12 protein-coding genes are annotated in these 12,577 nt (G+C 72.2%); 9 read left to right on the plus strand and 3 right to left on the minus strand.

The window, feature by feature from the left end:
- Window positions 1–36: 36 nt before the first annotated feature.
- Window positions 37–792, minus strand: a complete 756-nt coding sequence (locus C4T78_RS35440; RefSeq protein WP_093358959.1) for a site-2 protease family protein — start codon at window positions 790–792, stop codon at window positions 37–39.
- Between the two features lie 509 nt (window positions 793–1,301).
- Here C4T78_RS35440 and C4T78_RS35445 point away from each other — a divergent pair.
- Window positions 1,302–1,616, plus strand: coding sequence for a WhiB family transcriptional regulator (locus tag C4T78_RS35445; protein WP_093160498.1), 315 nt, complete (start codon window positions 1,302–1,304; stop codon window positions 1,614–1,616).
- 155 nt (window positions 1,617–1,771) lie between these two features.
- Window positions 1,772–4,102, plus strand: a complete 2,331-nt coding sequence (locus tag C4T78_RS35450) for a glycosyltransferase family 2 protein (RefSeq protein WP_093358957.1) — start codon at window positions 1,772–1,774, stop codon at window positions 4,100–4,102.
- Window positions 4,103–4,122: 20 nt separating this feature from the next.
- Here the strand turns inward: C4T78_RS35450 and C4T78_RS35455 are convergent, their stop codons facing one another.
- Complete coding sequence (locus tag C4T78_RS35455) at window positions 4,123–4,590, minus strand: carboxymuconolactone decarboxylase family protein (RefSeq protein WP_093358998.1); 468 nt, start codon at window positions 4,588–4,590, stop codon at window positions 4,123–4,125.
- A 47-nt stretch (window positions 4,591–4,637) separates the two neighbouring features.
- Between C4T78_RS35455 and pdxR the strand changes: the two genes are divergently transcribed.
- Window positions 4,638–6,038: a MocR-like pyridoxine biosynthesis transcription factor PdxR gene (gene pdxR / locus C4T78_RS35460; RefSeq protein WP_093358955.1), complete on the plus strand. Its 1,401-nt coding sequence runs from the start codon at window positions 4,638–4,640 to the stop codon at window positions 6,036–6,038.
- Here pdxR and C4T78_RS35465 read toward each other — a convergent pair.
- Window positions 6,022–6,495 carry a metallopeptidase family protein gene (locus C4T78_RS35465; protein ID WP_177247858.1) on the minus strand — a complete coding sequence of 158 codons (474 nt, stop codon included), beginning with the start codon at window positions 6,493–6,495 and terminating at the stop codon, window positions 6,022–6,024. The two genes, pdxR and C4T78_RS35465, sit on opposite strands and share 17 nt — an antisense overlap.
- Before the next feature lie 309 nt (window positions 6,496–6,804).
- On the opposite strand from C4T78_RS35465, the gene C4T78_RS35470 reads away from it, so the two are divergent.
- The 6 genes from C4T78_RS35470 (at window position 6,805) to C4T78_RS35495 (ending at window position 12,416) form a co-directional block, all read left to right on the plus strand.
- Window positions 6,805–7,164: a DUF3499 domain-containing protein gene (locus C4T78_RS35470; RefSeq protein ID WP_093358953.1), complete on the plus strand. Its 360-nt coding sequence runs from the start codon at window positions 6,805–6,807 to the stop codon at window positions 7,162–7,164.
- A gap of 110 nt (window positions 7,165–7,274) precedes the next feature.
- Window positions 7,275–8,624 (plus strand): phosphomannomutase/phosphoglucomutase, encoded by a 1,350-nt coding sequence (locus C4T78_RS35475; RefSeq protein WP_093358951.1) that lies wholly within the window; start codon window positions 7,275–7,277, stop codon window positions 8,622–8,624.
- Between the two features lie 72 nt (window positions 8,625–8,696).
- A complete protein-coding gene (locus C4T78_RS35480; RefSeq protein WP_093160514.1) occupies window positions 8,697–8,906 on the plus strand; it encodes a Trm112 family protein in 210 nt (69 codons plus the stop codon).
- Window positions 8,907–8,910: 4 nt separating this feature from the next.
- Window positions 8,911–9,990 carry an SIS domain-containing protein gene (locus C4T78_RS35485; RefSeq protein ID WP_093358948.1) on the plus strand — a complete coding sequence of 360 codons (1,080 nt, stop codon included), beginning with the start codon at window positions 8,911–8,913 and terminating at the stop codon, window positions 9,988–9,990.
- 107 nt (window positions 9,991–10,097) lie between these two features.
- Window positions 10,098–11,348, plus strand: a complete 1,251-nt coding sequence (gene manA / locus C4T78_RS35490) for a mannose-6-phosphate isomerase, class I (RefSeq protein ID WP_093358946.1) — start codon at window positions 10,098–10,100, stop codon at window positions 11,346–11,348.
- A 144-nt stretch (window positions 11,349–11,492) separates the two neighbouring features.
- Complete coding sequence (locus C4T78_RS35495; protein ID WP_093358945.1) at window positions 11,493–12,416, plus strand: cation diffusion facilitator family transporter; 924 nt, start codon at window positions 11,493–11,495, stop codon at window positions 12,414–12,416.
- The last annotated feature ends 161 nt before the right edge of the window (window positions 12,417–12,577 follow it).

Genomic DNA, 12,577 nt, shown 5'->3' on the forward strand with positions numbered 1-12,577 from the left:
ATCCTCGCACGTCCCCCGCGCCCCGGGGGCGGTGGATCAGAACCCGAAGACGCTGCGGAAGATCGCCTGCCCGTAGACGGTCAGCGTGGTGTCGCCGCCGACCAGACCGAACACGAAGTAGGCCAGCTGGAAGAACATCCGGCCGACCATCGGGACGCCGATCAGCAGCAGGAACAGCACCAGCGGCGCCCACGGCCGGGCCTTCTCGCCGAACTGCCGAGCCGGGCCGGACAGGTACGGCTCGATCGCTCCGTAGCCGTCCAGGCCCGGGATCGGCAGGATGTTCAGCACGAAGGCGATCACCTGCAGGAAGGCCAGGTACGACAGCCCCGCGGCCAGCTCCATCGGCATCGGCACCGCGGCGACCGCGACGGCGATCAGCAGGCCCAGCACCAGATTCGTCAGCGGTCCGGCCAGCGACACCATCGACTCGGTCCGGCGGGAGCGCAGCGCGTGGTGGTTGATCCACACCGCGCCGCCGGGCAGCGGGATGCCGCCGAGCGCCACGAAGATCAGCGGCAGCACGATGCTCAGGATCGGGTCGGTGTAGCGCCGCGGGTCCAGCGTCAGGTAGCCCTTCGAGCGCACCGAGAGGTCGCCGCCGCGGAACGCGGTCACCGCGTGCCCGAACTCGTGCAGGCACAGCGAGGTCGTCCAGCCGCCGAGCACGAGCAGCAGGACGCCGGCGGTCACGGCGAGGTCGCTGTCGAGCGTGGCGAGCACGCCGCCCAGCACGGTCAGTCCGAGGAAGGCCAGAAACAGGGGGCTGATGCGGGTCGCGGAGCTCTTCACGCCCCCAGTGTCCACGAACGGCGGGGCCGGTGGTGGGCTGCTCGACGCGGCGGAGATGACCTTGTGGTGGTATTGATGATCTCAGGACTCCGTGCGGGGGATCGCTTCCGGCGGACGGAGTACCGGCGCTGCGCTGAAAGCGTGCGTCCGGCGGGGCCTGGTGGCGGTGCGGTGGTGCTGTCCGGGTGTCCCCCTACGGATGGTCTCCGCTTGACCGCAAGGAGCTACACGGGTGTAATCACAGCAGTGTCATTCACCGTTGAAACGATCATTCCTCGGGAGGGGGATCGGATCGGCGGATCGACCGGGTGCGGGAGACCTGGTCGGGCACGGGTCGATCGAGGTGCCGTCCGCGGAGAGGGTGGGCGGCATGCCTGGTCGGCGACGGCATCGCCGTCGGAGTGCGGGGTCCTCGGAGGGAGGACCAGGCCACCCGCGATCAGGAGTGCGTCCTGTTCCGGCCCTGGGGAGGGCCGGTGGGAACGGGAGAAATCGGGGGAAGTCCAACGATGTGGGAATCAGGAGACAGCCGCTTGGCGGAGCGTGGGGACGCCTCCGTCGCGGAATTCGACGTTCTGGCCGAACTGTTCGAAATGTCCGAAGAAGAGCAGGAATGGCAGGAGCGGGCGCTCTGCGCGCAAACCGATCCGGAGGCGTTCTTCCCGGAGAAGGGCGGTTCGACCCGGGAGGCGAAGCGGATCTGCCAGGGCTGCGAGGTGCGTTCCGAATGCCTGGAGTACGCGCTGCAGCACGATGAGCGCTTCGGCATCTGGGGCGGACTGTCCGAAAGGGAGCGCCGCAAGCTCAAGCGCCGCGCTGTGTGAGCTGTTCAGGGCGCGTAGCCCTTCCTCGCTCGCGGGTCCGTCGCGCACGACGAAGTGACGTGGCCCGGTGAAGCAGATCGTTTCGGCGGGTTTCCTTCTGCTGCTGGTGCATTACCGTTCGTGCGGTGGTGGATCTGGTCGGCAGGAGGAAGACAGTGAGCGCGCCGGTGCTGGCGGTGTTGGTGTGTCGGGACGGCGAGTCGTGGTTGCCGGGGGTGCTCGCCGCCCTGGGTGAGCAGTCCGAACGGCCGCGCCGCGTGCTCGCGGTGGACACCGGTTCGACCGACCGCACCGCGGAACTGCTGGCGCAGGCGCGCGCCGACCAGACCGTCGACGACGTGCTGACGCTGCCGCCGGACACCTCGTTCGCCACCGCCGTCGCGGATGCCGTGGCGCTGGGCAAGCGCCGGTGGGCGGACCCGGGACGCTGGCTGTGGTTGCTGGACGGTGCTTCCGAGCCCGGACCTGAGCAGTTGGCCGACCTGCTGGCAGCGCCGGATCCGTCGGCGGTCGAAGTGGAACCGGGCAAGCTGATCCGGCGAGCCGCCTTCGAGCGGCTGGAGCGCAGACCCTCGCCGTCACCGCGCGAGAACGCCCGCGGCGGTTTCCTCAGCCGCGGCAGGTTCCTGCGGCTGCTGACCTCGCCGATCTTCGTGCTCTCCGCATCGCTGCTGGCGTTCGCGCTGATCAACGCGCTGCTCACCGACCGGCTCGGCGCGGGCCTGGCCGGTGGCAGGCTGCTCCCGGTGGCCGATCTCGCCACCACCTGGCGGGACTACCTGGCCGCGTGGCACCCGGTCGCCGGTGGCACCGGCTCTCCGGCTTCGCCGTCGCTGCTGGTGCTCGCGCTGCTCGGCAGTGTCCTAGGTGGACCGTCGGTGGTCGTGTCGATCCTGCTGCTGTTCGGGGTTCCGCTCGCGGGCTTGAGCGCCTACTTCGCGGCCCGAGCGCTCCCGGTCCCGCCGCTGCGCCGCGCGATCGCGGCCGGTGCGTACGCCTTGTTACCGGTGGCATCGCTGTCGGCGGGGCAGGGGCGCTTGGACGTGGTGGTCGCGCACGTCCTGGTGCCGCCGCTGCTGGCCGGCATCGCCGCAGTGCTGCGGCGTTCCGGGAGGCAGTGGTTGGGCACGGTCTGCCTGACGGCGCTCGGGCTTGCGGTGCTGGGGGCTTTCGCGCCGCTGATGCACCTGGCCCTGATCGTGCTGGCGCTGCTCGCGCACGTCCTGCTGCCCGGTGAGAACGCGCGCAGCAGGCACCGGGTGGTGGGGCTGGCCGCGCTGGTCCTGCTGTCCGTCGCCTGCCTGCTGCCGTGGCCGGTCGTCCTGCTGCAACACCCGCAAGTGCTGCTGCACGGGTTCGGCGCGCGCGCAGTGGAGCAGCCCGCCGGTGCGTGGATGTTCGCGCTGAGCCCGGACGGTTCCGCGGCGAGCCTGCCCGGCGTGCTGTTCGTCCTGGCCGCGGCGGTGGCGCTGGCCGTCACCAGGGACAAGCGGATGCTGCCCGCGGTCGGCGTCGTGATCTTCGGCTGGCTGCTGGCCGCCGCGGTGGACGGCTCGGCCGCCGAGCCGATCGCGGGCGGCGTCGCCACCGTCGGCTGGACGGGCGGTCCGCTGGTGCTCGTCGCCGTCGGTTGCGGCTGGATCGTGCTGCAGGCCGGACGGCCGAAGCTGCCCGAGGTGCCGCAGGTGGTCGGGATCGTTGCGCTGTCGGCGGTGGTGGCCGGGCTGGTGACGAGCTCGGCGATCGCGCTGGCCGGCGGCCCGCTCGGTCCGGAGCGCCCGTTGGCCGCACCGGCCGGGACCCGGCTGGTTCTCGACCCGGGACCGCAGCCGGCACGGCTGATCACCGGCACCGGCCCGCGCTTCGGCGATGACGACCTGGCGCCTGCCGGTTCCGCCGCCGACTGGCTGCGCCAGGTCGACGAGGACCTGCGATCCGCTGATCCCGGTCCGGTCCGGGAAGCGCTGGCCGCGGTGGCGGCGCGCGGCGCGGAGTTCGTGGTCGTGCCCGCCGGTTCCCGGGTGCCGGAGCTCGGCCGGGACCTGGTGACCGAGCACCAGCGCCTGCCGGACGGCCGCCGGATCCTGCGCGTGCTGCTGCCCAGCTCGCCGGTCAAGCTGGTCGGCCCCGACCTGGCGCGCCAGGCGCAGACCGAACCGGAACCCGCCCCCGAAGCCCGCCCGCTCCCGGTCGCCGCGCAGCTGCCGAACTTCACGGTCCGGGTCTCCGAAGGCGGTGCCGGGCGCGCGCTGGTCCTCGGCGCCGAGAACGAGCCCGGCTGGTACGCGCGGGTGGACGGGATGGCGTTCCCGCTGGCCACGGCCTGGGGGCACCAGGTGGCGATCCCGCTGCCGGAGCAGGCGGCGGAGGTCCAGGTCGGCTTCACCGAACTGCCCCGCACGGCCCTGCTCTGCGTGCAAGCGGCGGCGATCCTGTTCACCCTGGTCGCGGCGATCCCCGGCCGCCGCCGCAAGACCACCACCTGAGCAGCCCCATCGCAGCGGTGTCAGGCGGAGGCGATGCGTTCGTCGGTGCCGGCGATCTTGGCCGTGGCGAGCGCGATGCGGTTCCAGGTGTTGATGCTGAGGATCAGCGCCAGCAGACCCGCCAGCTGCGACTCGTCGAACTGCTCCGCCGCGCGGGCGTAGACCTCGTCGGGCACACCGCGCTCGGAGATCAGGGTGACCGCCTCGGTCAGCTCCAGCGCGGCGAGCTCCTGCGCGGTGAAGAAGTTCGTCGCCTCCCGCCACACCGAGACCATGTGCAGCCGGTACTCGTCCTCACCCGCCTTGCGGGCGTCGCTGACGTGCATGTGCAGGCAGTACGCGCACCCGTTGAGCTGGGAGGCGCGGATCCGCACCAGCTCGCCCAGCGCGGGGTCGAGCCCTTCGCCGGCCGCGTCCTCGAACTGGCGCTGGGCGCGGTAGACCTTCGGGGCGGTACGGGCGAAGTCGATGCGGTTCTGGTTCGTCATGCCGCTCACGCTACGGAGCACATCGACCGGTCGTAGAGTGCAATTCCGTGGCAAGTTCTTGGGCCAATTCGGCGGCGTCGACGGGCAGTGACCTGCACCTGGACCTCTCCGCGCCGGGGAGCCGCCGATCGGCGCTCACCGCCGCGCTGCGCGAGGCGATCCGGTCCGGGCGGCTGCCGTCGGGCGCCAAGCTGCCGCCGTACCGCTCGCTGGCGGCCGACCTCGGGCTGGCCCGCAACACCGTGGCCGCCGCCTACTCCGAGCTGATCGCCGAGGGCTGGCTCACGGCCCGCCAGGGCTCGGGAACCCGCGTCGCGCGCCGGGCCGAACCGCCGCGCCGAACCAGCCGTCCGGCTCGGCCGCCGAAGCACCCGGCGCCGGTCCACGACCTGCGGCAAGGGCAACCCGAGAGCTCCTCCTTCCCGAGAACCGCTTGGGCGGCATCGGCACGCCGCTCCCTGCACACGGCGCCGAACGAGGCATTCGGCCCGGGCGATCCGCACGGCAGGCCGGAGCTGCGCCGGGCGCTGGCCGACTACCTCGCGCGAGTCCGCGGCGTGCGCGCGGAACCGGAGCGGATCGTGATCTGCTCCGGATTCGCCCACGGCCTGGAACTGCTGTTCAACGGGGTGCTGCGCGGTCCGGTCGCGGTCGAGTCCTACGGTCTTCCCTTCCACCGCCGGCTGCTGACCGACGCCGGGGTCCGCACCGTGCCGCTCACCCTGGACGAGCACGGCGCCCGCACCGACGAGCTGGATTCGCGGGTGCGCGCCGCGCTGCTCACGCCCGCCCACCAGTTCCCGACCGGTGGCCCGCTGCACGCCGAGCGCCGCGCCGCGGCCGTGGACTGGGCGCGAACCACCGGCGGCCTGCTCCTGGAGGACGACTACGACGGCGAGTTCCGCTACGACCGGGAGCCGGTGGGCGCGGTGCAGGGACTCGACCCGGACCGGGTCGTCTACCTGGGGTCGGTCAGCAAGAGCCTGTCCCCGGCGGTGCGCATCGGCTGGATGGTGCTGCCGGAGCACCTGGTGGAGGAGGTCCTGGCGGTGAAGGGGACGCGCGAGCGCTGGGCGAGCGTCCTGGACCAGCTGGCGCTGGCCGACTTCATCGAGTCCGGCCACTACGACCGCCACGTCCGCCGCATGCGGCAGCGCTACCGGCGACGCCGGGACCAGCTGCTCGCGGTGCTGGCCGAGCACGCGCCGCACGTCACCGCGAGCGGTATCGCCGCAGGTCTGCACGCCGTGCTCCGCCTGCCAGCCGGCACCGAGCAGGCCACCACCGAAGCCGCCGCGCGGCTCGGCATCGCGGTGGAGGGGCTCGCGCACTTCCGCCACCCGGACGCCTCGATGCCCGCGGCGGACGGCCTCGTCGTCGGCTACCCCGCGCCACCCGAGCACGGGTACGCCGCAGCGCTGAACGCGCTGGTCACTGCCCTTCTATGACGTCCGGGTCCAGGCCGAGGTAGGTGGCGACCTGCTCGACGAGCACGTCGTGCAGCAGATCCGCCATGTCCGTGCCGTCGCGCGCCCGCGCCTCCAGCGGTCGCCGGTACAGCACGATCCGCGCGCGCGTGGGCAGCCCGCGCCGGTCCACCCCGGCCGGGACGAGCCGGGCCAGCGGAACGTTGGAGTCCACCACCACGTCGTCGTCCCACACGACCTTCTCGGGCGTGGTGCTGGTGATCTCCGGAACCTCGTCGACGGCGACGTCGAGCTGGGTCAGCTCGGCGTGCCAGCGCTGCTCGATCGGTTCCAGCGCCTCCAGCACCAGCGCGTCGAAGCGCTGCGAGCGGCTGCGCGACACCGGGACCGAGGACGGGTACAGCGGTCCGCGCAGGCCGCGGCCGCGCCGGTCCCGCCGGAAGCGGATACGGCGCCGAGATCCACGTGCGGTCACCACGGGCCGAGGGTACGCCTTCCGCCACCGCCGCCGGGACAGTCCTCGGCCGGTGAACTCCTCTCGTGCAGCGGTTCGTGTGACGAGAGCAGGTCAACCGCCCGCACCGGTGGGGAGAACGGCCGCGGACGCCGCGCGCGCCGCGCCGGGGGCCACCGGTGCGCGGCGTTGGCGACCAGGCGAAACGCCCGGCACCGGTGTTGCTGTTCGCGCAGAGCAGACGCGGGCGAACCCGGAGCTCAGGCGGCCCTTCGCCGCTGGTTTCCGCGTGCCTTCGCCGCGTACCGGAGCGGGCGCGCTATCGTGCGTGTCGTGCGGAGCGTGAGGCGGTGCTCGCGGACCGGGTGTCTCAACCCGGCCGTCGCCACGCTCACTTATGCCTACGCGGACTCCACCGCGGTCGTCGGCCCGCTGGCCACCTACGCCGAACCGCACAGCTACGACCTGTGCGAGGCGCACGCGCTGCGGCTCACCGTGCCGAAGGGCTGGGAAGTCGTGCGGCACGAGGGGGAGTTCGCCCCGCCGGAGCCCTCCGACGACGACCTGACCGCGCTGGCCGAGGCGGTCCGGGAAGCCGGCCGGTCGGACCGGCCGGTGGAGCCCCACGGGTTCGCCCCCGGTGGCAGCCGTCGCGGGCACCTGCGGGCGCTGCCCGATCCGATCGACGAGTGAATTGATCGTGACGAACAGCTCGCGTGCTCCCAGCGGACGCCAACACCCGATCGATCGCCGGTAGGCTGCCAACCACGTCGCGTCTGGCGCGGAATCGGGGAGGGTGCAGCGTGCGGGACCTGTCGGGGATCATCAAGGCGTACGACATCCGCGGGGTGGTCGGGGATGGCCTCGACACCGACGTGGTGCGGGAGATCGGCGCCGCCTTCACCCGGCTCGTGGGTGGCCCTGCGGTGGTCATCGGGCACGACATGCGGGATTCCTCGCCGGGCCTGGCCGAGGCCTTCGCCGAGGGCGTCACCGGCCAGGGCGTCGATGTGATCAACATCGGTCTGGCCAGCACCGACATGCTGTACTTCGCCTCCGGTCGGCTGGAGCTGCCCGGCGCGATGTTCACCGCCAGCCACAACCCGGCCGAGTACAACGGCATCAAGCTCTGCCGCGCGGGCGCGTCCCCGGTCGGGCAGGACAGCGGCCTGTCCGAGATCCAGGAGCTGGTCACCCACGGCGTGCCCGAGTTCCTCGGCGCCAAGGGCAGCACCAGCAGCCGCGAGATGACCGCCGAGTACTCCGCCTTCCTGCGCGAACTGGTCGACCTCAGCGGCATCCGCCCGCTGAAGATCGTGGTGGACGCGGGCAACGGGATGGGCGGGCACACCGTGCCCACCGTGTTCGACGGGCTGCCGATCGAGCTGATCCCGATGTACTTCGAGCTCGACGGCAGCTTCCCCAACCACGAGGCCAACCCGCTGGACCCGGCGAACCTGGTCGACCTGCAGGCCAAGGTCCGCGAGACCGGCGCCGACGCCGGGCTGGCCTTCGACGGCGACGCCGACCGCTGCTTCGTGGTCGACGAGCGCGCCGAGCCCGTCGCGCCGAGCGCGATCACCGCGCTGGTCGCGGTCCGCGAGCTGGCCAAGGAGCCCGGCGGCACGATCATCCACAACCTGATCACCTCCAAAGCGGTGCCCGAGATCGTCGCCGAGCACGACGGCAAGCCGGTGCGCACCCGCGTCGGCCACTCCTTCATCAAGCAGACGATGGCCGAGACCGGCGCGATCTTCGGCGGCGAGCACTCCGCGCACTACTACTTCCGGGACTTCTGGCGGGCCGACTCCGGCATGCTGGCCGCGCTGCACGTGCTGGCCGCGCTCGGCGGGCAGGACCTGCCGCTGTCGGAGCTGATGGCCGACTACTCGCGCTACGCCGCCTCCGGCGAGATCAACTCGACCGTCGACGACCAGCAGGGCCGGATGCGCGCCGTCGCGGCGACCTTCGGTGACCGGTCGGGTGCTCGTGTCGACGAGCTCGACGGGCTTACCGTGGAGCTGTCGGACGGTTCCTGGTTCAACCTGCGCCCGTCCAACACCGAACCGCTGCTCCGGCTCAACGTGGAGGCGAGGGACACTGACGCCATGGCCGCGCTGCGCGACGAGGTGCTCGCGGTCGTCCGAGGGTGAAGTTGGGCGTCGGCCGCGACCGGTCGGAGCGCGAGGCCGCGTCGCGTGCGCGGGCGAGTTTGGGGAGGAAAAGTGGCCGTTGACCTGGAACCGCAGTTGCTGGAGGTTCTGGCTTGCCCGTGCCCGCAGCACGCCCGGCTCCGGCCGGGACTGGGCGATGACCCCCAGGCCGACTACCTGACCTGCACCTCCTGCGGGCGCGCGTTCCCGGTTCGGGACGGAATCCCGGTGCTGCTGCTGGAAGAAGCCGTCGGGGGCCCCGGCGCTTCCGGGGAGGGGTGACGCGGTGCTGGACGACAGTCTCTTCGACGACCCGCCCCGGTTGGTCGACGCCGATTCCGGTGGTCTGCTGCGGCTCGCGGCGCTCTCCGGCGCGCAGGTCCGCGCGGCCGCCGAAACCGCCGCTGAGGTCGGCCTGGACGACCTGGCCGACGGCCGCCCCCGCGCGGTGGTGCTGCTGGCGCGACCCGGCGTGGGCCCCGGCGTCTGCCGCCTGCTGGCCGCGCTGACCGGGCCGCGCTGCCCGGTTCCGGTGCTGGTCACCGACACCGTCCCGGCTTGGATCGGCGCGCTGGACGTGGTGTTCGCGCACAGCGACGACGTCGGCGACGCGGTGCTGGCGGAATCGGTTTCGGTCGCCTGTCGCCGCGGCGCGACGGTCGTGCTCGCCGTGCCCGCGGACGGTCCGGTCGCCGCAGCCGGCGCAGGCCGCGCCAAAGTTCTGCCGCCGCGCATCCCGGTGCCACCGCCGCTGTCGTTCGCACACGCTTTAGCCGTCGGGCTCAGCACACTCAGCGCGCTCGGGCTGGTCCGCTTCGACTCCGAGCAGCTGGCCGAGGAGCTGGACAAGGAGGCCGAGCGCGCGCACCCGAACCACGACACGCTGACCAACCCCGCGAAGTCGCTCGCGATGCGGCTGGCCGAGCGCACGCCGCTGCTGTGGGGGCTGGACCCGGTGTCCACCGCGGTGGCCGAGCACGGGGCTTTCGCACTCGGTGCGCACGCCGCGACGCCCTGCCACGTGGCCGACTACCAGCAGGCCGTGGCGGAGCGCGCCCTGCACCGGGCGGCCGCCTCGGTGGGTTCCGAAGCGGACCTGTTCGCCGACCCCGAGGACAACCCCGGTGCCGCCCTGCGCGTGTTCCTGGTCAGCGCGCGGCACGACGCGCAGGGCGAGGCGCACGAACGGGGCGCGGTGCGCGATCTGCCCGGTGCGGACCTGATCAGCCCGGGTGAATCGGTGCGCGACGACGCGGTCCTGCGGTCCGCGGCGCTGGCCGCCCGGTTCGACCTGGCCGCCGTCTACCTGGGGCTGGCGGCGGGCACGCTGAACGGTCCCGGCTGGCCGGCCCTGGCGATGCACTGAGGGAAGTTTTCAGGGAATGCCCCGATGCCGTCCGGCGGTCCCACGCGGTGTGCTGTGCTGGACGTCGCCGACGAGCGGGCGCGAAGACGAGGAAGCGAGAAACGACTGTGGAGCTACTGCGGAACGCGGTGCGCCCCTATGCGTGGGGCTCGCGTACCGCTATTGCTGATCTGCTCGGTCGGCCCGTCCCCACCCCGCACCCGGAAGCCGAGCTGTGGATGGGCGCGCACCCCGGCGACCCGTCGCGGGTGATCCGGCCCGACGGCGACGAGGTGTCCCTGCTGTCCCTGCTGGAGGAGGACCCGGCGCACCACCTGGGGCCGGTGTGCGCGAAGCGCTGGGGCAGCAGGCTGCCGTTCCTGCTCAAGGTGCTCGCCGCGGACGAACCGCTGAGCCTGCAGGCGCACCCGTCGGCCGAGCAGGCCGCTGCGGGCTTCCGCCAGGAGGAGGAAGCGGGCATCGCCCGCAACGCGCCCAACCGCAACTACCCGGATCCCACCGCCAAGCCCGAACTGGTCTGCGCGCTGACCGAGTTCCACGCGCTGGCCGGGTTCCGCGAGGCGCAGCGCACCGTCCGGCTGCTGGACGAGCTCGCGGTGCCGAGCCTGCGCGCGCACCGGGAGCTCCTCGCCGCGCAGCCCGACGCCGACGGCCTCCGCGCGCTGTTCACCACCTGGATCACGCTGCCGGAGAACTACCTGCGCGAGGTGCTGCCCGAGCTGCTGGAAGCGTGCGTCGAGCACGTGCGCGGGCACGGCGAGTTCGCCCTCGAGTGCCGCACGGTGCTGGAGCTCGGCGAGGCATACCCGCACGACGCCGGGGTGCTGGCCAGCCTGCTGCTCAACCGCATCGTGCTGCAGCCCGGCGAAGCCATCTTCCTGCCCGCCGGGAACCTGCACGCCTACCTCAACGGCACCGGCATCGAGATCCTGGCCAACTCCGACAACATCCTGCGCTGCGGGCTCACGCCCAAGCACGTCGACGTGCCCGAACTGCTGCGCGTGCTGGACTTCGCCTGCGGCGACATGCGGGTACTCAAGGGCGAGTCGCTGGACGCCAACCTGACCGCCTACCGGACGCCCGCCGACGAGTTCGAGCTCTCCAGGCTGGACTGGACCCCGGCCGAGTCCGGCGTGGTGCACCTGGACTCGCCGGGCCCGCAGATCCTGCTGTGCACGAAGGGCAGCATCCGGCTGACGAGCAGCTCGCACAACGGGTCGCTGCCGCGGGAGCTGCGCCTGGAGCGCGGCCAGTCGGTGTGGCTCGCGGCGTCCGACCCGGCCGTGCAGGTGCGCCCCGCCGAGCTCGACCGCGACGGCCGCGCGCAGGTCTTCCGCGCCGCCGCCGGGGCGTTCTGACCGGTTCCCGCCGGTGCAAAAGGGACGTGCGCTGACCATTCGGACGAGTTCCGGAACCCGGCGTCCGAGCATCTGACCAGCCGGTAGATTCCTTCCGTCACCGACCGGGCGACCGGTCGAACTGCGCACCGCACGGGAGAAGACGTGTCAGCAAGCGGCGGAACCAAGGCGATCTTGGCCGCGCTCACCGCCAACGCGGGGATCGCGGTGGCCAAGTTCACCGGCTTCCTGTTCACCGGCTCGTCGTCGATGCTCGCGGAATCGGTGCACTCGCTGGCCGACACCTCCAACCAGGGCCTGCTGCTGCTCGGGCAGAAGACCGCGCTGCGCAAGCCCACCGAGGAACACCCCTTCGGGTACGGCCGCGACCGCTACTTCTACTCGTTCGTGGTCGCGCTGCTGCTGTTCAGCCTGGGCTCGGTGTTCGCGCTCTACGAGGGCATCCACAAGATCCAGCACCCGGAGCCGCTGACCTACGCCTGGGTCGCGGTGCTGATCCTGCTGGTCGCGATCGGGCTGGAGAGCTACAGCTTCGTCACCGCGATCAAGGAGTCGCGCGAGCTCAAGGGCGGCCTGAGCTGGTGGCAGTTCGTCCGGCAGGCCAAGACGCCCGAGCTGCCGGTGGTGCTGCTGGAGGACCTGGGCGCGCTCGTCGGCCTGGTGCTGGCGCTGTGCGGCGTCGGGCTCACCGTGCTCACCGGCAACCCGGTGTGGGACGGTATCGGCACCACCTGCATCGGCGTGCTGCTCGGCGTGATCGCGATCGTGCTGATCATCGAGACCAAGAGCCTGCTCATCGGGGAGGGCGCCAGCCGGGACGTGCTCACCGAGATCGTCGGCGAGCTGGAGCGCGGCAACGTGGAGAAGGTGATCCACATCCGCACCCAGTACCTCGGCCCGGACGAGCTGCTCGTCGCCGCCAAGATCGGCATGACCCCGTCGATGTCGATCTCCCAGGTGGCCGGTGAGATCGACGACGCGGAGGCGCGGATCCGCGCGAAGGTGCCCGCCGCGCGGCTGATCTACCTCGAACCGGACCTGGAGCGGGGGCGCTCGCTGACCCCCTGACCTGCACGAGGACCGCTCCGCGGGCACCGCTGGGAAGCCGCGGTACCCGGGAGGCTCGCACATGGAGTAGCACGCATCACAAGGAGCTAACGAATGTGCTGGCGGACTCAAGTCACCTGGTTTCGCCCGCAAGACTGCCGAGTTAGGGTGCGACCCACAAT

Origin of the sequence: Saccharopolyspora kobensis, from assembly GCF_900108315.1 — a bacterium.
Taxonomy (GTDB): domain Bacteria; phylum Actinomycetota; class Actinomycetes; order Mycobacteriales; family Pseudonocardiaceae; genus Saccharopolyspora; species Saccharopolyspora kobensis.